Source organism: Tenacibaculum aquaeponti (assembly GCF_057221555.1).
This window is the reverse complement of sequence record NZ_CM170147.1, coordinates 510016-533250: the sequence shown is the minus strand read 5'-3', so window position 1 is coordinate 533250 and position 23235 is coordinate 510016. Positions and strand designations below refer to the sequence as shown.

Below are 23235 nucleotides of genomic sequence, written 5' to 3'. Positions count from 1 at the left end.
ATTCAGTTTGTAGTATGGACATAATTTACATCATAGATATCTTAGGAACTTTTGCTTTTGCTTTGAGTGGAGCTTTAGTTGCTTCAAAAAAAGAGTTTGATCTTTTTGGTGTAATCATCTTAGCATTTGTAACAGCTGTAGGTGGAGGAATGTTAAGAGATATTTTAATTAATGCACATCCGATTAACTGGATAGGAGACTTAAATTATATTAAAACTATAGCAATAGCAGTGGTTTGTACATTTTTATTTAAAAGTAAAATAGAACCGCTTAGAAAAACTTTCTTTTTATTTGATACTATAGGAATTAGTGTTTTTACTTTATTAGGGTTACAAAAAGGTCTAAGTTATAATTTACCTTCTGTTATTGCTATAATTATGGGGATGGTTTCTGCTGTTTTTGGAGGAGTAATTCGTGATGTTTTAACTAGAGAAGTACCTTTAATATTTAAGAAAGAAATCTATGCTTCTGCATGTTTGGCTGGTGGTTTGGTATATTTAGTATTAAAGAATTTTGAAGTGAATGAAAACTTTAGTTTTATATTTTCAGCCTCAGTTATCATTTTAATTAGAACTCTGTCAGTAATTTATAAGTTAGAATTGCCAAAAATTAAGGATGATTTATTTAAGAATTAAAGAATAGTTTTTAAATTGCTATAAATTAATTTTCTACATGAATAAAATAGTTGTTTTAGTTTCACTTTTTTTATCAATATTGTCTTTTTCACAAGAGAAAGAATTACCTGAAGGCTGGGATAAAATTTTGTTAGAAGGTAAAATTGCATACATGAATTTAATTACTGGTGATATTTCTAATGAATTTCCACAAAAAAAAGCTGTGAAACCTAAAAAAGTAGAAGAATACGATCCAACAATTACTCATACTGTAAAAAAAGGAGAAACATTAAGTATAATCGCTAGAAAATATAAAATGCCGCTAGCGCAATTATATAGACTGAATAGTTTGGTTGATTTTGATACGATTGAAATTGGTGATAAAATTGTTATCGGATACGAAGAAGATCAAACTAAAAGAGGTAAATTAACAACTATAACTAAAGAATCAATTACAGATTATTCAGGTGAATCTAATTATCATATAGTGACTTCAGGGGAAACTTTATATAGTATTTCAAAACGTTATAATGTTACCGTATCTTTACTTAAAAAGAAAAACAAACTTTCTTCAAATAATATTTTTTTAGGTCAAAAGTTGATAATTAAGTAATTTTAGACCTGTAAATATTGGAAATATTCAATAATGTTTCGGTTTGTTTAAAAATATGTTAAAATCAATTCATCGATACTTTTAAACCATTCATCGATACTTATGTGTCGTAATAGTACTGGTTATCATTAAAAAAGGATAAGTTCCTTACATTTAGGTATGTAAATTTTCAATCCCTCAGTATTATGAATAGTAAGTTTTTATATACAATAACTATTTTTGCTTTTACTCAAGTTTTTTCTCAATCAAATAAAACGTGTGATACACCTAATGACGAACCTATACTTGATTTGAATAGTATTACTAAGTGTTCTATTAAAGATTCAGACGATAAGAAATCAAAAAAAGTATCTGTTCAAGTTTCTTCAAGAAGAAGAGTTGTTAGAAAAAGAGATGCTGCTTCGGGTGTAATGACTAACGATTACACGCACAAGCTAGCAAATATGAAAAAAAAGACAGATATTATTAATAATCTTAGTTTCAATAAAGCTGGTGGATTAAAAATTATTCCTTTTAACTATGTAGATGAAATACCTCTTTTTAAAGAGTGTGAAAGTTCTCCGATTTATAAACAAGAAAAATGTTTCAAACAATCAATTTCTAAACATATACAAAAGCATATTCGTTATCCTGAGAATTCTTATGATAAAGGAATTCAAGGTAGAGTCTTAGTTCAGTTTACAATATTAAAAGATGGAAGTATTGGTCAAATGAATATTAGACCTCCTTACAAAGGAGAAGAGTTAGGAAAAGAAGCTGAAAGAATTATAAAGCGATTGCCAAAATTTGTTCCAGGAAAGCATGCTGGAAAAGAAGTAATTGTTAAATATGGTATACCTATAACATTCAGAATTCCTGGTGTTAAACCAACAAATATTAAGAAAGTTTCTAATAAAAAAGTTGTTAAAGAAGAAGTATATGTATTTGCAGATGTAGAAAAATTACCACAATTTAAGTCTTGTAATGATGCAACTTTAGATTGTTTTAACAAGAGGTTAGTGCAACATATACAAGATCATTTTGCTTATCCTGAAAAAGCTATAGATGAAAATATTCAAGGTAAAGTTAATATCAGCTTCGTAATTAATAAAGATGGAGAAGTAGTAAATGTAACAGCAAAAGGCCCTGCAAATGGAAAAATATTAGAAACATCAGCAAAAAATTTAGTTGAAAAATTGCCTGAATTTAAAGCTGCCGTAAAAAACGGAAAAAAAGTTAATGCTAAATACACTTTCCCAATTGAATATAGATTAGACGAATAAAATATTAAACTTAATAAAAATCATAATACAAGAAAAAACCATCCTAAAAAAGGATGGTTTTTTATTTACTTATTCTTGATTATTTAAAATTTGATAAAGTGATGCTTTAGATTTTAAATACTTATTTTTTGTGTTTATAAGTTTCAATCTTGTTTCTATTAATTTAACTTCTCTATAATTGATTCTAAATAAAGATCCTTCTCCTAAAATAAACATTCGTTCTTCTGCCTTTATTAGTTTTTTATAATCTTTAACCAAATTCAATAATAGATCACTTTGTGCATTGGTTGAAGATATTTCATTTTCTATAGTTTTTATTTTATTGTTAAGTTCTACTTTACTGGCAGAAATAACAAAATCTATATCTTGTAATTTTAATTTAGCAAGTTTAAATTCAGCTCTTTCTTTTCTTAAAAATAAAGGAACATAAACATTTAATCCTCCTTTGTAATTATTAGTGTCAAAATCAGTTAATCCGTTAATTTTCGGACTTAAAAAATTATATTCTAAATCTACTCTTGGCAATAAGTTATTCAATTTTAATCTTTTATTAACCAAAAGACCTTGCCTCTTATAATCTAAAGATCTAATCTTTAAATGATTATTGACATCAATGTCTTGCAACATATTCTTATTAATATTTAGAGCAGTGTCAATTGTCGTTGAAGTTTCAGTATCTGGAATAATATGACTTTCTAATTCTAAGGGTAAATTACCTTCTAACCAAAGGAAGTTTGAAAGTTTTAATTTGGATTTAATGTATTTTAAATTAGACTTTTCAAGATCAAGTTTTCTGTTTTTTAGATTAATATTAGCTTCTAGTGTGTCTATAGCAGGTTTATCTCCAGCATTAAAACTTTTCTTTACAATGTTGAATCTATTCTCTGCATTATTTAAGAAGTCATTATATGTATTTTGTATTTCATAATTTTTTAGCCATTCAAAATAAGCGATAATAGCATCATGTAATATTGAATTTACCAATAAAGTTTGTTTAGCTTTAGCTTGCTGAGTATATAATTTGGCTTGTTTTAATGTTGCCATTCTCTTATTCATCAGTAAACCTCTAGCTAAAGACACAGAAATTCCTGCACTATATAAACCTTCATTTGGTACATTAGATTCTGGGTTTAAAAAGATTCCAGAATTTTGTTCATAATTAGCTTTAAATTCAATTCCATACCAAGTTGGTATTTTAAAAGTGGTATTAAGTTTGTCAAAATATTCTGATTTTTTAAATTTCTTTTGATTATAATCAACAGAAATTTTAGGATCAAAAGCACCTCGAGCTTTCAGTAATTTTATTTCTCCTTCTGTACTAACTAGTCTGGCTTGCTTTACAATAGGATGAAATTCTTTAACATATCCTATGTACTCAGATAATGATAAGATATTGTTGTTTTGACTAGAAATTCCGAATGATAATATAACAGAAAAAAGCACAAATAGTTTTTTCATAGCTATTATTTTAATTTTTTTAACTTGCTCTTACCCGTGTTTTTTGAATCCTGAGGTTGGTAAAAATTTGGAGGAAAACTATTAAGTTGTCTCCATAATTCAAACCAGATTGGAACATTGTCTAAAAGTGCAATGGTTTTTGCACCAGAACCAACACGAATTGCTGTTGGCCATGGTTCTGCATCTTTATTTGGAGCTAATAACACACGATACATTCCATTATTACTAATAAAGTTTTCTATGGCTACAACCTTGGCGCCATAAGTTCCGTAAGATACATTAGGCCAACCACTAAAAACTATTGCAGGCCAACCGTCAAATTGTACGCGAACATCTTCACCGATGTGAACTAAAGGTAAATCTATTGGTCTTATATACATTTCTACGGCTAACTCGTAATTTGCAGGCATAATTCCAACCAATTGTTCTCCTTCTTTAAAAGTTTCTCCAATACCAGATTTTATTGCTTTATTTATAAATCCATCTTGAGGTGCTGTTATATACAATAAACTATTTCTTTTTGTATAATTAGCAACACTTGTTTCTAGTTTAGAAACTTGTACTTCAGTATCTAAAGTTGCAGATTTTGCCGTAAATAAGCTGCTTCTAGCTTTTGCTAATTTGTCTTGATAAGTAGCGTTTAAAGTAGAAATAGATAATTTTGCATTAATTACGTTGTTCTGAGAAGTTAAATATTTGTTTTCTTGTGAAATTAGTTTAGCATTTGCTTCTTGAAATTTTGCACGTTTTTCTTCTACATCTTTAACAGCTTTTAAGCCTTCTTTTTGTAAGTTAACTACACGTTTTAATTGTATTTCAGCAATGCTTCGTTTTGTTTTTACAGCTTCTAAATCAATACTATCACTTTTAACTTTTAAACGAGCTTGAGTTAATTTATTTTTTGCTTGTTCTAATTTTAAAACTCTTTCATTTTGCAAAGCTTTAATCTGATTTTCAAGAGCTATAACTTTATTTTTATAAGCATCTATAGATTGATTTTTAATATTTAACTGATCTTGAGTTCTACGAGCAAGTTGATTATCAAAATATTCACTTTTAATCTCAGAAATTCTCAAAATGGTATCTCCTTTTTTTACAAAATCTCCTTCTTGTACAAACCATTGTTCAATTCTTCCAGGAATTTGAGATTGTAAAGTTTGTGGTCTTTGATTTGGGCGTAAAGTTGTTACATTTCCTTTACTTGAAATATTTTGAGTCCATGGTAAAAATAAAATAATTATAATAATGAAAGAAAATACTAATAAGAACTGTTTAAATCGTTTATGGTACTCTTTCGTGAAAATATGTTTTCCAGACTTAAATGAAGTTAAATCCAAGTTTTCCGAAATAGAATTTTTAGAAATGTTAAGCATAATTTCTTATTTTTTAATTTGACCTTTTTCTAATACAATATGTTTGTTGCATTTTTCTTTCCAGCAAGAATTTCCGCTAACAACAATTAAACTCCATGGTCTTTCTGGTGAAGCTATAAAGTTTATTATTCCCTTAGTTTCTTCTATTTGACATTGATCTAAAGGATCTTCAAGAATTAATAATTTAGGTTTAATTGTTATTGCTCTGGCTAAAATGATTTTTTTTGCTGTAGTAAATGCTACTTGTTTTCCTTCAGGTTTTATTATGGTATTTAATCCTTTAGGTTGTTGTTTTACAAATTCTGTAAGTCCAACAACATCTAAAACATTGTAAATTTCTTCATCTGTTATATTAGTATTTCCAAATGTAATATTCTCGCGTATGGTTCCTTCAAAAGGAGTCTCTTCAGAGAGTGAAAAGCCTAAAAGCGATCTGTAATTGTTTAAATGCAGTCCTTGAATAGAAAGGTTGTTAACGAACAAATAACCCGATGTTGGCTCTATAACACCAGCAATTAATTGTAGTAGGCTAGATTTACCTGAGCCACTTTCACCTTGAACAAGTATACGATCTCTTTTGTTAATTGTAAATGAAATATCACTTAAAATGGGAGTATTTTTATTGATCACTTCATAAGAAACATTTTGTAATTCAATAGTTAAATCATCTTTTACAATTTCACCTTTTTGACTTTCTATTGGTTTATCTACAACTTGCCCTAATTTTTCAATTGAAGTTAATACGTCGTAAAATGATTCTAACCCAAGTATTAATTTTTCAACAGAACTAATTACTAATAATACAATAATTTCAGCAGCAACGAATTGACCAATATTCATTTTTTGATTTAAAACTAAAAAACCACCAATTAAAAGTAAACCAGCTGTAACTAAAACTTTAAAATTAATCATTAAAATGAATTGAATAATTAAAATTTTAAAATGACTTTCTCTTGAATTTAAGTATTTGCTTACTAAAGCATCGTTTTTTTCTAAAGCTAAATTAGTTTTTCCAGAAAGTTTAAAACTTACAACAGATCTAGCAACTTCCTGTAGCCAGTGAACAACTTTATATTTGTTTTTAGATTCATCTAAACTTGTTTCAATACCTCTTTGAGCTGTTAATTTAAAAAGTATATATATCAATACTAAAAGTAAAAGTCCAAAAATTATAAAAAATGGATGATAGAATGATAGTAGTAATAATGCAAATATAATTTGTAAAAAAGCAGAAGGAACATCTATTAATATTTTAGATAGTCCTTTTTGAATTGTTAGTGTATCAAAAAACCTATTAGCTAATTCTGGTAAATAATAGTTTCTTAATTCTTTCATTCTAATTTTAGGGAAACGATAACTTAATTCAAAAGAAGCTCTTGTAAATATTCTTTGTTGAATGGTTTCAATAATACGCAATTGCATAAGTTTTAAAACACCAGAAAAAATTACACCCATAGTAACTAAAACAACAAGAACAATCCATGAAGCGGATACTTGTGCTCCTTGAATTAAGTTTATAATAGCCTGAATTCCTAAAGGAAGAGATAACGATACTAAGCCTTCAAAAATTGCATAATAAGAAATTTGAAAAATATCTTTTCTTTCTAGTTTTAATAAACCAAGAAAACGTTTCCAAGGGGTTAAAGATTTAGTTGTCATTTGTTAATGTTTTTATAACTAAATGTGAATAAAATTCAGTTGGTGTAACAGATTCATTACAGTTAGTGATTGTTGGAAAATGTTGTTTCATAAATTGTTGATGCAATGCTCCTTCGGTTATAGAACTTGCTAAACTTAATGGGAATTTGTATTTGTTATTGTATTCTGAAATTATATTAGCTAATCTTCTAACCACAGTTTTGTAAGGGAAGAAATATCCTTGTTTGTTTTCCGAATCAACACTTTTCGTTAAATATGATTTAGAATTTTCGTTGATAATAATTTTGTTAAGTAAAACTTCATTAATATGAGAGAAGTTTTGATCTTCTTTAGTTGTTCTTGTAACAATTTCTACAGCTTTTATCAGTTTTTCTTTGATGTCTTTAATGCTAAATGTCTCAATTACTAATTGATATTCTAACCATCTCCAGTACCAACAACTTAAATAAATTAATAGTTTGTGTTTACTTTCAAAATACCTGTATATAGAGCTTTCATTAGAGCCGATTAACGATCCTAATTTTTTGAAATTAAAACTTTCAAAACCAATTTCATCGATCAAGATGATACTGTTTTGAACTATTTTTTTACCTAGTTCAGAGGACTCTGGATTTTTCAAATAAATCCCTTCAGGCACTTCTACTTTAATGTTTGAAAGTAATTTATCCATTGTTAATTGTTTTTTATGCAAATATAATAGTATTACTATTAACTAAAAGTTAAAATTATATTTTTGTTTAAAAATATGTCTTTTTTGTTAAACAAAATATTAGTATATTTGGATATGGTAAAATTCAATCGTACAATTTCATGGCTAAAAAGAAAAATATAACTCAGTTAGACATTATTTCAATGTATATGGATTATGTGTTAGAGTATAATGAGGATCCTAAATCAGTATATAAGTTCGCTAAAGAGAATAATTTTGAAGAACAATTGTTCTATAATAGTTTTGCTTCGTTTGAAGCAATTAAAAAATCAATATTCACAGTTTTCTTTGAAAATACACTAGCACTATTACACAAAAGTGAAGAGTTTGAAACTTTTGATGCGAGAAATCAATTACTAAGTTTTTACTTCACTTTTTTTGAGAATTTAACAGCTAATAGAAGCTATGTGGTTTATGCTTTATCGGGACAAAGTAATAAGTTGAAAACTTTAAGTACACTTAACGGATTAAGAACTCATTTTAAAAAATTTATAAATACGCTTAATATCGAGAAGTTAGAGTTAAAACAAGAACGTTTAGAAAAGTTTCAAGATAAAGCAATAAGTGAAAGTGCATGGTTACAATTAATAATGACAATGCAGTTTTGGTTAAATGATACATCGTCTTCTTTTGAGAAAACAGATGTGTTTATAGAGAAATCAGTTAACGCCAGTTTCGATGTGTTAAATATCGCTCCGGTAAAAAGTGTAATTGATTTTGGTAAATTTTTATTTAAAGAAAAGATGATGAAGTAGTTTATGAAGACAATAGATAATATCCCCACTTCCAAAATTCAAAGAGCTTCTAAATTAGTGCAAACTGGTGCTAAAGTAGGAGTAAACTATTTAAAGTATTACGGAAGTAAATTGGTTAATGGAGAAGAAGAAGCTAAACAACAGTTAAATAAAGATAATGCTGAAGATATTTACAATGGATTAAAGCAGTTAAAAGGAAGTGCTTTAAAAGTTGCACAAATGTTAAGTATGGAAAAAGGAATTTTACCACAAGCTTATGTTGAGCAATTTTCTTTGTCACAATTTTCAGTTCCGCCATTATCAGCACCTTTGGTTAAAAAGACATTTAAAAATTATTTTGGAAAGTATCCAAGTGAGCTTTTCGATAAATTTAACTTAAATGCTGTAAGTGGTGCTAGTATCGGTCAGGTTCATCTGGCTGAAAAAGATGGGAATAAATACGCAGTTAAAATTCAATACCCTGGAGTTGCAGAGAGTATTTCTACTGATTTAGCTTTAGTGAAGCCTATTGCAATTAAAATGTTCAATATCCGTGGAAAAGATAGTGATAAATATTTTAAAGAAGTTGAAAATAAACTAATTGAAGAAACAAACTATATTTTAGAAGTAGAGCAAAGTCAGGCTATCGTAGACGCTTGTAAGCATATCAAAAATTTAAAATTTCCAAATTATTATAAAGAGTTTTCATCTGATCGAATTATCACAATGGATTGGATGGATGGTGTTCATCTTTCTGAATTCACAAGTACGAATACAGATCAAGAGAAAGCGAATGAATTAGGCCAGGCTTTATGGGATTTTTATATGTATCAAATGCATATTATTAAAAAAGTACATGCCGATCCGCATCCTGGAAATTTCTTAGTTTCAAAAGATAATAATCTAATTGTGCTGGATTTTGGTTGTATGAAACAAGTTCCTGAAGAGTTTTACAAACCATATTTCGAGTTAGCAAAAAAGGAAAGCATTTCAGATCCTGTATTTTTTGAGAAAAAACTTTATGAATTAGAGATTCTTAGAGAAGATGATAGTCAAGAAGAGTTAGTTTTCTTTAAAGAAATGTTCCATGAAATGTTGAGTTTATTCACACAACCATTCAATACAAAAGAATTTGATTTCTCTGATGAAACTTTCTTTGGTAAAATCACTGATTTAGGAACAAAGTATGCTAAGAATACTGAGCTTAGAAACATGAATGGAAATAGAGGGTCTAAACATTTTATTTACATCAACAGAACGTTCTTCGGACTTTATAATTTAATGCATGATTTAAAAGCTAAGAATATTAAGATTAACAATTTCGAACAGTATAAAGATGTTTTTTAAAAAAGAGAATATAAGCGGATTTGATCATATTTATAAGATCAACTTAATGAATAGTTTATCAGGTTATAAATCTGCAAACTTAATAGGAAGTATTTCTCCTGATGGTAAAGAAAATGTTGCTGTATTCAGTTCTATAGTTCACTTAGGATCTAATCCTCCATTACTAGGATTCATTTTACGTCCTACAACTGTTCCAAGAAATACCTATGAAAACATTAAAGAAACTGGTTTTTACACGGTAAATCATATTACAAAAAGAATCACAGAAGATGCGCATCATTCATCTGCTAAATATGATAAAGGAGTTTCAGAATTTGAAATGACAAATTTAACACCAGAATACAAGAAGAATTTTATAGCTCCTTTTGTGCAAGAATCACCAGTACAAATAGGAATGAAATATGTTGAGGAGTATTATATCAAGGCAAATGATACAATTATGTTAGTTGGTGAAATTCAATTTTTTGAAGTTGAAGATCATATGTTACAAGAAGATGGATTTTTGAATTTATCTAAAGGAAACGTAGCAACGATAAACGGACTTGATGGATATGCAATTCCGAATTTATTTACGAGATACGAATATCAGCGTCCAAAAAAGACAGTAGAAAAATTATAAAATGAAGATTTTAATCACAGGTACAACAGGTTACATCGCAAAAAGATTAGTATTGAGATTATTAGAAGATGGTCATCAATTAGTTTGTTGTGTTCGTGATTTAAATCGAATTCCAGACGAAATTGAGTATAAAGACGGAATAGAGTTTATAAAAGTAGATTTCTTAGAAGATAATTTAGAAGCTTTTCCTGAAGATATCGACGCTGCTTATTATTTGATTCATTCCATGTCTACGACAGCTACGAATTTTGAGGATTTAGAAAAAAAATGTGCTCAAAGTTTTAAATCGTTGGTAGAAAAAACGAATTGTAAGCAGGTAGTTTATTTAAGCGGAATTGTAAATGATGGCTCTTTATCTAAACATTTAAAATCTAGATTAGAAGTTGAAAAATCTTTGAAATCTAATCAATATGCTTTAACAACATTTCGAGCTGGAATTATAGTAGGAAGTGGAAGTGCTTCTTTTGAAATTATAAGAGATATTGTAGAAAAATTACCTTTAATGGTAACACCAAAATGGTTGAATACTCGAACACAACCTATAGCAATTAGAGATGTGTTAAGTTTTCTTGTGAATGGTTTAGCGAATTCAGAAGTGTATAATAAGTCATTTGACATTTGCGGACCAGAAATTCTTACTTATAAAGAAATGTTATTGCAATTTGCAAAAGTAAGAGGCTTAAAAAGATACATTTTTACATTACCCGTTTTATCTCCTCGAATGTCTTCATATTGGTTGTATTTCGTGACTTCTACGTCATTTAATTTGGCAAAAGCATTAGTTGATAGTATGAAAGTTGAAGTAGTTGCAAAGCCTAATAATATCAATGAAATTTTAAACGTAAAACCAATTCAGTACAGGCAAGCGGTTAGTTTAGCTTTTCAAAAGATTGAGCAGAATGCGGTAGTGTCAAGTTGGAAAGATGCTATTAGTAGTGGTGTTTTTAGTGATCAATTAAATACTTATATTAATGTTCCGCATTTTGGTTGTTTTAAAGATATAAGATCAAGAAAAATTGTAGATGAAGATTTTACAATTGATAAAATATGGTCTATCGGAGGAGAAAATGGTTGGTACAGTTACAACTGGCTATGGCGTATTCGAGGTTATGTAGATAAGATTTTTGGAGGAGTAGGCTTACGAAGGGGAAGAACACACAATACATATTTAGAGCCGGGAGATCCATTAGATTTTTGGAGAGTTTTATTAGCTGATAAAGAACAGAAACGTTTACTATTATTCGCTGAAATGAAACTTCCAGGTGAAGCTTGGTTAGAGTTTAAAATTGTAAAAAATCAACTATTTCAAAGAGCAGTATTTCGACCAAAAGGATTATTAGGAAGATTGTATTGGTACTCCGTTTTACCATTTCATGCTTTTGTTTTTAAAGGAATGATCAATGCCTTGGTATATCAGAAATGAGAGGAGTAAAAAAACAACATTTACCCACTAAAACTTGTCCGGTTTGTGAACGAGCATTTACATGGAGAAAAAAATGGGAAAAGAACTGGGAAAACGTAAAATATTGTAGTAAAAAATGCAGCAAGATAAAACAGCAATAGTTTGGTTTACAAATACGCTAAGAACGCGTGATAATAAAGCTTTATATGAAGCAATTTCTAAATATAACAAAGTTATTGCTGTGTACTGTTTCGACAAATCTATGTTTCAAACTAAGCAATTTGGTTTTAAAAAAACAGAGAAATACAGAGCAAAATTTTTGATAGAATCAGTTACCGATTTATCAAACCAATTAAAAGAATTAAACGTACCTATTTATATACATCATGAGCATCCGCATGTAATTTTACCATTGTTTTGTCTGACTCACAACGCGGATGCTCTCCTTTATCAAAAAGAATTTACTCACGAAGAAACATCAGAAATTAATCGTGTGATAGAAAAACTTCGTGATACGGTTTATGTTGAAAGTTTTTACGATCAATTTTTATATCATCCAGAAGATATTCCATTAGAAATAAAATCTATTCCAGAGGTTTTTACTGTTTTCAGAAAAAGAGTAGAGAAATATGCTACAATTCGTGAGGAATTGATTCCAGTAACAATGCCAAAAGAGAATTATCAAGAGAATGATACAAAAATTCCAACTTTACAAGATTTAGGCTATAGTGATTTTGAAGTTCCAGTTCAAACTGCTTTTCCTTTTAAAGGCGGTGAAACTGCTGCTTTTGAGCGTTTAAATTCATATTTCTTTTCATCGAAAAAGTTATCGTATTACAAGAAAACTAGAAATGGTTTAATTGGAGTTGATTATAGTTCAAAATTCTCTCCTTGGTTGGCTCATGGTTGTATTTCAGCAAAGTCAATTTATTGGGAGGTAAAAAAATATGAAAAACAATTTGGAAATAATCAGTCTACTTATTGGTTGATTTTCGAATTGATTTGGCGTGATTATTTTAAATATTTATCGCTGAAGCATGAAAATAATTTATTCAAGTTAGAAGGAATAAAGGAATTATCATATTCATGGAAAAATAACGAAAGATTAATTCAAAATTGGATTAATGGCGAAACCAATGAACCTTTTGTAAATGCCAATATGATAGAGTTAAAAGAAACAGGTTGGATGAGCAATAGAGGCCGACAAAATGTGGCTTCATATTTTGCAAAAAAACTGTTGTTAGATTGGAGAATTGGTGCGGCATATTTCGAAAGTATGCTAATTGATTACGATGTGCATAGCAATTATGGAAATTGGCAATATGTATCTGGTGTAGGTAATGATCCAAGAGATAGAAAGTTTAATGTGCAACTACAAGCAGAACGATATGATGCGAACGGCAAATATCAACAAATGTGGTTACAACCAATCTTGTTCTAATGAAAGCAGTAAGTATTATTTTTCCGCATCAGTTGTTTAAAAGTACAACGCATATTCCAAAAGAAAATGACGTGTATTTAATTGAAGAATATTTATTCTTCAAACAATATAAATTTCATAAGCAAAAATTAGCTTTTCATAGAGCTACAATGCAATTTTATAAAGACTTTTTAAACGAAAAAGGATATCAAGTTTCATATGTAGAAAGTACAACTGAAATTTCAGATATTAGGAAGTTATTACCACAATTAATTACAAATGGATACAAACAACTTCATTTTATAAATCCTACTGATAATTGGCTAGAAAAGAGAATTCATGAATTTGAAAATAATATTGAATTAATTGAAATAAACAATTCATTATTTATTAATACCAAAGATGAATTAGCTACTTTTTTTAAAGCTTCTAAAAAAAAGTTTTTCCAAACCTCATTTTATAAAAAAGAACGTTTAGCTAGAAATATTTTAATTACAAATGAACAACCAGTAGGAGGAAAGTGGACTTTTGATACGGATAATAGAAAGAAATATCCAAAAGGTAAAACTCCGCCACAAATTGAATTTCCTGATGCTAATACATATTACCTAGAAGCTAAGGAATATGTGGAAGAAAATTTTTCAGACGCCTTAGGAGAAATTGATGAGAAACAATTGTATCCATCTACTTTTGAAGAGTCAGAAAATTGGTTAGAACAATTTTTTGAAGTTCGTTTTCATGAATTCGGAATTTATGAAGATGCTATTGTGAAAGACAAACATTTCTTGAATCATAGTGTTTTATCACCATTAATTAATGTAGGATTGTTATCTCCTCTGGAAGTAATAAAAAAATCAATTGATTATGCTGCTAAACATGAAATTCCGATTAATTCTTTAGAAGGTTTTGTACGTCAAATATTAGGTTGGCGCGAATTTATCCGTGGAATTTATGAGGTTAAAGGAACCGAAGAACGAACAAAGAATTTCTGGAACCATTCTAGAAAAATACCAGCATCTTTTTATGATGGAACTACAGGAATTTTACCAATTGATACCACAATAAAAAAGATCTTAAAAACAGGATATGCACACCATATTGAACGCTTAATGATTTTAGGGAATTTTATGTTGTTATGTGAGTTCGATCCAGATGAAGTGTATCGTTGGTTTATGGAATTGTTTATCGATGCTTACGACTGGGTAATGGTACCGAATGTTTACGGAATGAGCTTATTTGCTGATGGAGGATTAATGTCTACAAAACCATACATAAGTAGTAGTAATTACATCAAAAAAATGAGTGATTATCCGAATGGTGAATGGCAAAAGATTTGGGACGGATTATTCTGGAGGTTTATGCATACCAACAGAGAATTTTTATCCAAAAATCCGCGTTTGAATATGTTAATTCGAAATTTAGATAAAATGGGAATTGAGAAAAGAGAAGATCATTTTTCTAATGCTGAACATTTTCTTGATAACCTAGATAATAAAAAAGAATTTCAACTGAACTTATTATAGTAAGTAAATATGATAATAATGGTTTTAAATAAAATTAATAACGTCAATCTGAACTTGTTTCAGATTCGTATTATGAGATTTCGAAATAAATTCGAAATGACGTTAGCTTTGTGTGAGCCATTATATTCAAATATTCAGAAAACGAAAATTTGAAATTATGAAGAAAAGAGAAGATATAGCAGTAGTTTGGTTAAAGAGAGATTTGAGATTGCATGACAATGAAGCGATAACAAATGCGCTAAACTCAGGAAAAAGAATATTGCTATTATTTGTTTTTGAAAACCTATTGATAAACGACGATCATTATAGTCAACGTCATTGGGATTTTATAAAACAATCATTAGTTGATATCAATACAGAATTGAAAGAATATAAAACTAAAGTTCTAGCTGTTAATGGTGAAATTTTTGCTGTTTTTAATCAATTATTAAATCATTATAATATCACAGATGTTTTTTCACATCAAGAAACAGGATTATTAGTCACTTTCAAAAGAGATAAAGAATTTGCACGTTATTGTAGAAACAATTCCATTGAATGGAAAGAGAATATAAATAACGGAGTTTTAAGAGGTTTATTAAATCGAGAAGATTGGTTTGATAAATGGGAAAGTTATATGTATCAAGATATTTTACCTTTTGATGTAGATAAAGAAGATTTTATAAGCACTTCGGAAATTAATAGAATCTCAGATTACTTTCATACTACTGATTTAGTTACTGGAGACACATCTAATTTTCAGCAAGGCGGAAGAACTATAGCATGGAAATATGCGAATACTTTTTTTGAAAAACGTCATGAAAACTACATGTATCACATTTCAAAACCAGAAGCCTCGCGAAGTAGTTGTAGCAGACTATCTCCATATATAGCATGGGGAAATGTATCGATACGAGAAGTATTCCAGAAAGCAAAAGCTGTTAAAGACGAATCTGAACATAAGCGTCATTTAGGAGCGTTTATTTCTCGTTTACGTTGGCAAGCACATTTCATTCAAAAGTTTGAAATGGAATGTACGATGGAAAATGCCAGTATTAATAAAGGTTTTCACAAGCTAAAAAAATCAATTTCTGAATCGTATAAAACGGCTTGGGAAGAAGGAAACACGGGTTTTCCTTTAGTTGATGCTTCCATGCGTTGTTTAAATGAAACAGGATTTATTAATTTCAGAATGCGAGCTATGTTGGTTTCTTTCTTTACACATATTTTATGGCAGCCTTGGCAAGAAGCAACACACCATTTATCACGTCAGTTTTTAGATTTTGAACCTGGAATTCATTTTCCTCAATTGCAAATGCAAGCAGGTGAAACAGGAATTAATAATTTGAGAATTTATAACCCCGTGAAAAATAGTCACGATCACGATCCAGATGCTGTTTTTATTAAGAAATGGGTTCCAGAATTGTCACATTTACCAACTCCATTTATTCATGAACCATATTTAATGACACATTTAGACCAGCAATTTAATAACTGTGTTTTAGGTAAAGATTATCCAAACCCAATAGTTGATATCAAAGAAAATAGAAAGAAAGCTAGCGATATTTTATGGAACATGTTAAAAGATAGTGAAGTAAAAAGAGAAAGCTTACGAATTTTGCGTAAGCATACGATTACAAATAGAAGTAGAATGTTAAGAGATGAATAATGATATTTAATACCACATATACGAATCAAGATTTCTTAGTGCATAGTAAAGAATTACTAGGAAAACCATTCTCTTTATTAAATAAGATAAAACTGAATGGAATAGGTTCTGGTCGTTTTATGATTGCAGAAGTAAGTCAGAAATTAAAATCAGATAAAGTTCAGTTTTCAGAATTGAATTACGGAAATATAGAAATGCGTCCGAAAGGAATTTTAGTTCATTTTACGAACAGATTAGAACGTTTTTCTTGGTGTATTCCATATCATAAGTTGGTGGTGTATAACGCTTCGTTTTTCAGTATTCATGCTGAAGGAAGTTTTATAAAGTTTTTAAAAAACAAGAACTATTCAGAGAATAAGAAATTCATTTCAAAAATGATTGATTATAAAAATGAATATCTAAATCTAGATTATTATGACGGATAGACAAATCGATAGAATTATAGAAATGGCTTGGGAAGATCGTACAACTTTCGATGCTATTCAATTTCAATTCGGATTAAAAGAACAAGAAGTTATTGAGCTGATGCGTAAAGAAATGAAACCTTCAAGTTTCAGAATGTGGAGAAAAAGAGTACAAGGAAGAGCTACAAAACACCAAGCAAAAAGGCCTTTTGATAAAGGAAGGTTTAAATGTACAAGACAAAGAAATATATCAAATAACAAGGTATCAAAAAGATAATAATGAACTCAGTTCATTGCATAAAAAATAATAGAAATGAAAATAATTTTAGTTGTAGGTGGAAGTAAAGGAATTGGTAATGCTATAGTAACTTCTTTACAAGAAACACATAAAGTAATTAATTTTAGTAGGAGTGAAGTAGCGAGTCATGTAAACGTAACACATTACTCAATCGACGTTATAGAAGATGAATTACCTGAACTTTCTGATGATATAAATGGTTTGGTTTTTTGCCCAGGAAGCATTAACTTAAAACCGATAGGAAGACTAAAGTTAGATGATTTTAGAAGTGATTTTGAAATCAACGTAATTGGAGCAGTTAAAGTGATTCAAAAGTATATTAACTCACTTAAAAATAATAACGGAAGTGTAGTTTTATTTAGTACAGTTGCTACCAAATTAGGAATGCCTTTCCATGCAAGTGTTGCAGCTAGTAAATCTGCTGTAGAAGGTTTAACGAAATCTTTGGCAGGTGAATTTGCCACTAAAGTTAGATTTAATTGTATCGCTCCAACTGTAACAGATACATCTTTAGCAGAAAAATTATTGCGTAACGATAAGCAACGCGAAAACATGGAAATGAGACATCCGCTAAAGAAATTTTTAAAAGCAGAAGAAGTAGCAAGCTTTGCAAATTATTTGTTGTCAGATCACGCTTCGGCAATTTCTGGTCAAGTTTTTCCTATCGATGCAGGAATAGTTAGTTTAAAATTATAATATGAAATATTTAGCCTTTATCATTATGTTGTTTGCTTTTCAAGATACTATAACCGTTGTAGACTTTTCTCAATCTTCTGATATTAGCAGTTGGAAAACAACCAATGATGATGTTATGGGAGGAATTTCAACTTCTTCTATAGCGCTAAATGAAAATAGCAAAGGCGTATTTTCTGGTCATGTTTCTACAGAAAATAATGGAGGTTTTGCTATGGTTAAAAATTCGGTAGCTGTAACATTACATGAAACTTCAAAAAAAGTTATTCTTCGTTTAAAAGGAGATGGAAAAGCATATCAATTTAGAGTAAAATCAAATCCAACAGATCGACATTGGTATACTCAAAAATTTACAACTTCTGGTGATTGGGAAACTATAGAAATTGATCTAAATAGTTTATATCCAATCTTTAGAGGAAATAGATTACGAAGACAAAATTTTAATTATACAGAAATTAAAGAAATTGCTTTTTTAATAGGAAATAAACAAGATGAAAACTTCAAATTAATAATCGATTCGATTAAAATCAACTAAATCAATGAAAAAATCTTATATCAGGTTCATTATTTTTTTAATAACTAACTTTTTAGCACTTTATGTAGGTGTTTTATTAATGAACGATGGCCCACGAACAGATTGGTATCAAAACTTAAATAAAGCTCCATGGACTCCTGCGAATTGGGTTTTTGGTGCAGCCTGGACAACCATAATGTTATTGTTTGCTTTCTACATGACCAAACTAAGTTATGAATATTCGCAATTAAATAAAAAGTTGATAGTAGTATATAGTTTGCAATGGTTTTTAAACGTAATATGGAATTTACTTTTTTTCAATAAACATTACACCGTATTAGGTTTAATAAGTATCACTTTGCTGTGGCTTTTGATTGGTTACATCACGTTTAAGCATATAAAACAATTAAAATATTATACGATTTTAATTTTACCATATTTAGTTTGGATGACCATTGCCACAAGTTTAAATGCTTATGTGGTTTTTAATAATTAATGATCTGAATTAACCGATTTGTAATTATTGTATGCGCGTCCTAATTGTTTACTGATTTTGTCTCTTAATTTTTCTGGTTTTAGTATTTTAATAGATTCTCCATACCCAAGAATAACACGCTCTAATTCAAAGTTTATTTGAACTAAAATATTGAATATGAAACCATCTTCAGTTTCTCTAATTAAGCGTTGAGTATGATGAAAAGGTTTGGTGATTACATAAGGAGCTAAGCGTTTTTCAATCCAAAATTCTATACGTTTGGGGCTAGAATTAGAAACAGTAACACCAATTACATTTTTAAAATAATCATCACCATTAACAGCTTTATCTATGTATTCAATTTCATCCTTCTCTTCAATTTTTATAATACGGTCAAGAGCTAAATTCATAAAATCAGTTTTATGATACACTATTAAAAACCATCGATTATTAAACTCTTTTAAAAGCTGCGGATGAACAGTCAAAATATTTTCTTGTCTAGCTTTAAATGACTTATATGTAATTTCTAAAACTTTCTTCTTTTGAATTGCACTGTATAATGGATCTATAAGTTGCAAACCTTTTAATTGTTCATTTTTATCTAAATGAATAATAGCACGGTTATTTTCTTGCGAAGAATAAACAGAATCTTCTAAACGTTGTAAAACTCCATCCATTTCTTTAAATAGCGAAAAGTCTTTAAATTGGCGTAAAACCTGAATCGCATTGTTCATTACTTTTACATCATTTTCAGTGACAGGAATATTCATAATAGAATAACCTTCTTCTGCATATCGATAATATTTTCGTTGATAAACTTCTATTGGTGCATTGTAACCCAACTTATCACTACGCATCATTTGAATATCGAGCTGAACAGTTCTTTTACTTACATAAACATCTTTACCTTCATACTCATATAAAGCATCAGAACAAGCATCAATCAGGTCATTTAAAGTCCATTTGCGCATGGTATTTCGTAAACATTGATCTATGGTTTTATATCTAATTAAAGCGTTTTTATTTGATGCCATATTATAATTTTAATTACAGGTATTACAGTACATTTTTTTTATGAAAGAATAACGTAAATTCTGGAAATCTGTTTTCATCCAAAAACACCACTTTTTTTTATTAAAATCCATAGCTTTCTTAATAATTATTTCTTTCACATAATTATTAAAATGTCTTGGATATGCTATAGCTGTTTGTGCTAAAATAAAAGTTGCATCTTCATTTAAACGATTTTCTAAATAAGGTTTAGATAATAGTTCTAAAGTTAAGTCAAATCTACTCCAGTGGTTAAAAAATAAAGCTAATTTAATATCATCTTCAATAATTAGCGCTCTTTTTTTGAAATAATCTGTAATGTGATAAAAAGATTCAGAAATCCTTGGATAATCATTAATCTGACCATAATATTCAATAACGGCCATATGATAATTTAGATACAAAGAATTGCTTTTTTCATTCTTAGTGATTTCTTTAAATAAAGTTTTTACTTTTTCTGGATGCAAAACTCGAGCAAATTTTTCATTATCAACATCCCAAAATAGTAATAATCTATTGGTTGTTATTGTATATAAATTCAGTAAGTTTTTTTGCGCATTTACCGATAATTCTTCAGCTCTTTTTAACCAATAATTGATGTAAAAAATCACAGTGTCTAACTGATAAAAATTAATATTTTTTAGAAATAGGGCAGAAGTATTCTGAACAAATTCTTTTTTGTCAATAAGACGCTCTAAAATAAAATCTTCACTTAGAATGAAACTGATATCTTTCTGGTTATACAAAGCAACTAATGCAGCATTTGCCAAATCTTTATTGTTATGAAGTAACGCATCGATTAAATTATATTCTGAATGCTCTTTGCTAGTTGATAACCAAGAACCATTTTCATAAATAATAGCTTTTGATTTTCGTTGTTGTGCAAACTCGTTTTTAAAAGTTTGTTTTAGTTGATTATTAGCTAAATATCGTTTCTCTTTTTTAGTTGAGTTAACATAGTTTTTATAATCATACATTTCTAATTGAAAATCAAATAATTCCCAGTTTTCTTTAGCTTCAATATTTATTTTTTTATTGATTTTACCAAGCTTCTCATGTAAATGATTGGTAATAAATTCTGCTCTTTTTGAAAACAGATATTTATTATTAGAAAATGTACCATCTACAGAGGTATAGCTTTTCACATCTATAAATTCAATAGCATTTTTCTGTATTGTATCTGAAGTAATTTTGTGAGCTGTAATTTTAGAAGAACCAAAATTGAATAAAATTTCTTTTACAAATGCAGTTCCTTTAGTTTTTAACTGTACATCAGGAATATACAATTCTGGTTGTATGGGGATTAAAGAATACGCAGAAGAGGGAATTATTAGAGGAACTCTGTAATCACATCGATTCCCATTATTAATTAGAATTAGATTAGCAGTAATATCTTTTCCTATTAAAAAATCTGGGACTTTTCCCAGTGAAACTGTTAATCTAAAATTACTATTTGCCCTATTTTTAGTTAAGATTTCTTTTAAGTAAACAGGTTTTAATAAAACACCATCATAAATAGGTGAACTATCAAGCTCATTAGGTTTACCACAAGATAATTGATTCCTTGTAATTAAGTCTATTGCAATTCCATCGTTTTGATCTTTAAATATTTCTTTGAAAGTTTGTAAACTATGGTATCTGAATATAATTTCATTATTCTCAATACTTAACCTATTACCGAAACTAGCTATTATATTACTGAATTTAGATACTTCTTCACAATCATCATAACTTTCTCCAATTCCAAAAGTATTTTCAGAAAGCTGATTTGAAACTTTAAAGTTTTTAGCCCCAAAAACGTTTGTAGCAAAAATTTGTTTCTTTTTTGTATTGTAAGTAAAACCAAAACCACAGTACGAAAAATCATTAGAGATCATATTTTTATAATGTCCTTTAGAATTTTTCCAAGAGTTATACATCAAATTAGCCATTAACGATAACTTACGTTTTGTAAATGGTGGTTTTATAGATCTAGTTTTTAGAATATTTTCTCCAAAAACATTAAACTCTTTAGAAAACTTTTCAATACGATGTTTAGGAGTAACAAATTCAGTTTCTAACTGATTGTGGGTTAACTTGTATTTTTTAGACATATAGTCTGAATGGAACTTAGCTGCTTTAACTAAATTTAAATCATTCTTCAATGGAGAGGCATTTTTTCTTTTTCTAAGTGTGTTTACTTTTTTAAATAATAAATCTGCTAAATACTTTTCTTCATCAGCAGATAATTGTGTGTAACCATAAAATAGATTACCAACGATAGCAATTAATAGTAGTAGTTTCGTTTTCATGTGACAGGGAAAGTCAAAAACAATGCCTAAATAGTTTCAAGCTCTGTTTTTAAATTGAATTTCGCCTGTTTTTCATAATGATCAATAAAAGTATAGGTCTTGTAAATGAAAGGCTTATCTATAAAATGACGTAATACTTTTTTTCTTCCATTCTTATATAAAATATCTGGAACGAGTTTATATTCTTTGCGAATAAGTTTAGCATATTGCTGATATATTTCTGAAGATTGACCTAAAATAGCTAAATCAAAATCAATTAAAAAGCGAGTATCATTATCTGAACCCTCATGAGTTTTAGTGGCTATAATTTGATTAAAAATGATGTTTAAATCATCTTTCGAAAGTAGTTTTCGAAGTCGATCTACAGCAAAATCAGCACTTTTTTCTTCGTTATCTTTTTTCCATATATTATAAACTACATCATGATAAAATATAGAAAAAGAAACCAAATTCGAATCTTTCAATTCATCTTTATAACGATCAAAATAAGAGAAGATTTCCTCTAAATGATTTAAATTATGATAGGTACGATGCTTTTCTTTGTAGTGTTTTTCAAGCTCATTCCATAATGAAGAAATGAGTTCATTATCTTGAGAATAAAGTGATAACAATTGGGTAAAACGTTCTTTTAAAGTCAATTTTTTCAATTAAATAGTTTGTATTACAAAAATAAAAACTAATTTTACATAGACTTTAATCAGTTAAAGTTATTCGTTCTTTACTTTTCGTTCAGCAATAGTCTTTGAATTAATGTTTAATTTAAATACAAATAATTATGAATTGGAAAATTCAAAAGCTATTGAATGGAGAAACAATTATCTCTAAAGAACCTGGAAACTCGATGTTACCCATTTTAAAATCAAGACAACCCGTTGTTTTAAAGCCAGTACAATGGCAAGATTGTGAAGAAGGTGATATAGTTTTCTGTAAAGTACGGGGAAATTGTTTTACGCATTTAGTAAAAGGTAAAAATGAAAAACGAGGATTACTAATAGGTAATAATCGTGGACATCTTAACGGATGGACGAAAAATGTGTATGGTATAGTAACAGAAATCTTACCATCTAAGTAGTGCTAATAAGCACTTTTTTTGTTTATAGACTTTTCGAATTCAATATAAATTTCAATT

At 28.7% G+C, this 23235-nt stretch carries 24 protein-coding genes; 17 read left to right on the top strand and 7 right to left on the bottom strand.

Annotated elements, in window-relative coordinates; genetic code table 11:
* The first annotated feature begins 14 nt into the window (after nt 1-14).
* The 3 genes from AC2TEO_RS02580 to AC2TEO_RS02570 all read left to right on the top strand — a co-directional run bounded on the left by AC2TEO_RS02580 (nt 15) and on the right by AC2TEO_RS02570 (nt 2489).
* Nucleotides 15-635, top strand: coding sequence for a trimeric intracellular cation channel family protein (locus AC2TEO_RS02580; RefSeq protein ID WP_442266599.1), 621 nt, complete (start codon nt 15-17; stop codon nt 633-635).
* Between the two features lie 37 nt (nt 636-672).
* A complete protein-coding gene (locus AC2TEO_RS02575; protein WP_442266598.1) occupies nt 673-1227 on the top strand; it encodes a LysM peptidoglycan-binding domain-containing protein in 555 nt (184 codons plus the stop codon).
* A 185-nt stretch (nt 1228-1412) separates the two neighbouring features.
* Nucleotides 1413-2489, top strand: coding sequence for an energy transducer TonB (locus AC2TEO_RS02570; RefSeq protein WP_442266597.1), 1077 nt, complete (start codon nt 1413-1415; stop codon nt 2487-2489).
* A 69-nt stretch (nt 2490-2558) separates the two neighbouring features.
* Here the strand turns inward: AC2TEO_RS02570 and AC2TEO_RS02565 are convergent, their stop codons facing one another.
* Genes AC2TEO_RS02565 through AC2TEO_RS02550 form a run of 4 tightly spaced genes read right to left on the bottom strand, consistent with a single transcriptional unit; the run spans nt 2559 to nt 7649 of the window.
* The gene (locus AC2TEO_RS02565; RefSeq protein WP_442266596.1) at nt 2559-3947 is read right to left on the bottom strand and encodes a TolC family protein; all 1389 of its coding nucleotides are present in this window, start codon (nt 3945-3947) and stop codon (nt 2559-2561) included.
* A 5-nt stretch (nt 3948-3952) separates the two neighbouring features.
* Nucleotides 3953-5320 carry an HlyD family secretion protein gene (locus tag AC2TEO_RS02560; RefSeq protein ID WP_442266595.1) on the bottom strand — a complete coding sequence of 456 codons (1368 nt, stop codon included), beginning with the start codon at nt 5318-5320 and terminating at the stop codon, nt 3953-3955.
* Nucleotides 5321-5326: 6 nt separating this feature from the next.
* Nucleotides 5327-6979: a peptidase domain-containing ABC transporter gene (locus AC2TEO_RS02555; RefSeq protein WP_442266594.1), complete on the bottom strand. Its 1653-nt coding sequence runs from the start codon at nt 6977-6979 to the stop codon at nt 5327-5329.
* A complete protein-coding gene (locus AC2TEO_RS02550) occupies nt 6969-7649 on the bottom strand; it encodes a TetR/AcrR family transcriptional regulator (protein WP_442266593.1) in 681 nt (226 codons plus the stop codon). The genes AC2TEO_RS02555 and AC2TEO_RS02550 overlap by 11 nt, the downstream gene beginning before the upstream one ends.
* A gap of 140 nt (nt 7650-7789) precedes the next feature.
* Between AC2TEO_RS02550 and AC2TEO_RS02545 the strand changes: the two genes are divergently transcribed.
* From AC2TEO_RS02545 to AC2TEO_RS02485, 13 genes are all read left to right on the top strand, one after another.
* Entirely contained in the window at nt 7790-8443 is a 654-nt protein-coding gene (locus AC2TEO_RS02545; protein ID WP_442266592.1) for a TetR family transcriptional regulator C-terminal domain-containing protein, read from the top strand.
* Between the two features lie 3 nt (nt 8444-8446).
* A complete protein-coding gene (locus AC2TEO_RS02540) occupies nt 8447-9769 on the top strand; it encodes an ABC1 kinase family protein (RefSeq protein ID WP_442266591.1) in 1323 nt (440 codons plus the stop codon).
* On the top strand, nt 9759-10388 hold the full coding sequence (locus AC2TEO_RS02535; protein WP_442266590.1) for a flavin reductase family protein: 630 nt from the start codon (nt 9759-9761) through the stop codon (nt 10386-10388). Before AC2TEO_RS02540 ends, AC2TEO_RS02535 begins: the two co-directional genes overlap by 11 nt.
* Before the next feature lies 1 nt (nt 10389).
* The gene (locus AC2TEO_RS02530) at nt 10390-11811 is read left to right on the top strand and encodes an SDR family oxidoreductase (protein ID WP_442266589.1); all 1422 of its coding nucleotides are present in this window, start codon (nt 10390-10392) and stop codon (nt 11809-11811) included.
* Nucleotides 11808-11951: a DUF2256 domain-containing protein gene (locus AC2TEO_RS02525; protein ID WP_442266588.1), complete on the top strand. Its 144-nt coding sequence runs from the start codon at nt 11808-11810 to the stop codon at nt 11949-11951. The genes AC2TEO_RS02530 and AC2TEO_RS02525 overlap by 4 nt, the downstream gene beginning before the upstream one ends.
* Complete coding sequence (locus tag AC2TEO_RS02520) at nt 11927-13231, top strand: DASH family cryptochrome (protein WP_442266587.1); 1305 nt, start codon at nt 11927-11929, stop codon at nt 13229-13231. The genes AC2TEO_RS02525 and AC2TEO_RS02520 overlap by 25 nt, the downstream gene beginning before the upstream one ends.
* On the top strand, nt 13231-14733 hold the full coding sequence (locus tag AC2TEO_RS02515) for a cryptochrome/photolyase family protein (RefSeq protein WP_442266586.1): 1503 nt from the start codon (nt 13231-13233) through the stop codon (nt 14731-14733). The genes AC2TEO_RS02520 and AC2TEO_RS02515 overlap by 1 nt, the downstream gene beginning before the upstream one ends.
* 157 nt (nt 14734-14890) lie before the next feature.
* On the top strand, nt 14891-16381 hold the full coding sequence (locus AC2TEO_RS02510) for a cryptochrome/deoxyribodipyrimidine photo-lyase family protein (protein ID WP_442266585.1): 1491 nt from the start codon (nt 14891-14893) through the stop codon (nt 16379-16381).
* Entirely contained in the window at nt 16381-16806 is a 426-nt protein-coding gene (locus AC2TEO_RS02505; protein ID WP_442266584.1) for a hypothetical protein, read from the top strand. The genes AC2TEO_RS02510 and AC2TEO_RS02505 overlap by 1 nt, the downstream gene beginning before the upstream one ends.
* Nucleotides 16796-17062 (top strand): TIGR03643 family protein, encoded by a 267-nt coding sequence (locus AC2TEO_RS02500; protein ID WP_299621301.1) that lies wholly within the window; start codon nt 16796-16798, stop codon nt 17060-17062. The genes AC2TEO_RS02505 and AC2TEO_RS02500 overlap by 11 nt, the downstream gene beginning before the upstream one ends.
* A 36-nt stretch (nt 17063-17098) precedes the next feature.
* A complete protein-coding gene (locus tag AC2TEO_RS02495) occupies nt 17099-17779 on the top strand; it encodes an SDR family NAD(P)-dependent oxidoreductase (protein WP_442266583.1) in 681 nt (226 codons plus the stop codon).
* A gap of 1 nt (nt 17780) precedes the next feature.
* Nucleotides 17781-18311, top strand: a complete 531-nt coding sequence (locus AC2TEO_RS02490; protein ID WP_442266582.1) for a CIA30 family protein — start codon at nt 17781-17783, stop codon at nt 18309-18311.
* Nucleotides 18312-18315: 4 nt separating this feature from the next.
* Nucleotides 18316-18786 (top strand): TspO/MBR family protein, encoded by a 471-nt coding sequence (locus tag AC2TEO_RS02485; RefSeq protein ID WP_442266581.1) that lies wholly within the window; start codon nt 18316-18318, stop codon nt 18784-18786.
* Here the strand turns inward: AC2TEO_RS02485 and AC2TEO_RS02480 are convergent.
* Genes AC2TEO_RS02480 through AC2TEO_RS02470 form a run of 3 tightly spaced genes read right to left on the bottom strand, consistent with a single transcriptional unit; the run spans nt 18783 to nt 22753 of the window.
* Nucleotides 18783-19799, bottom strand: coding sequence for a helix-turn-helix transcriptional regulator (locus AC2TEO_RS02480; RefSeq protein WP_442266580.1), 1017 nt, complete (start codon nt 19797-19799; stop codon nt 18783-18785). The two genes, AC2TEO_RS02485 and AC2TEO_RS02480, sit on opposite strands and share 4 nt — an antisense overlap.
* 9 nt (nt 19800-19808) lie before the next feature.
* Nucleotides 19809-22106: a CAP domain-containing protein gene (locus AC2TEO_RS02475; protein ID WP_442266579.1), complete on the bottom strand. Its 2298-nt coding sequence runs from the start codon at nt 22104-22106 to the stop codon at nt 19809-19811.
* A 26-nt stretch (nt 22107-22132) separates the two neighbouring features.
* Entirely contained in the window at nt 22133-22753 is a 621-nt protein-coding gene (locus tag AC2TEO_RS02470; protein WP_442266578.1) for an HD domain-containing protein, read from the bottom strand.
* Between the two features lie 128 nt (nt 22754-22881).
* Between AC2TEO_RS02470 and AC2TEO_RS02465 the strand changes: the two genes are divergently transcribed.
* Nucleotides 22882-23178, top strand: a complete 297-nt coding sequence (locus tag AC2TEO_RS02465; RefSeq protein ID WP_299621268.1) for a hypothetical protein — start codon at nt 22882-22884, stop codon at nt 23176-23178.
* Nucleotides 23179-23235 lie beyond the last annotated feature (57 nt).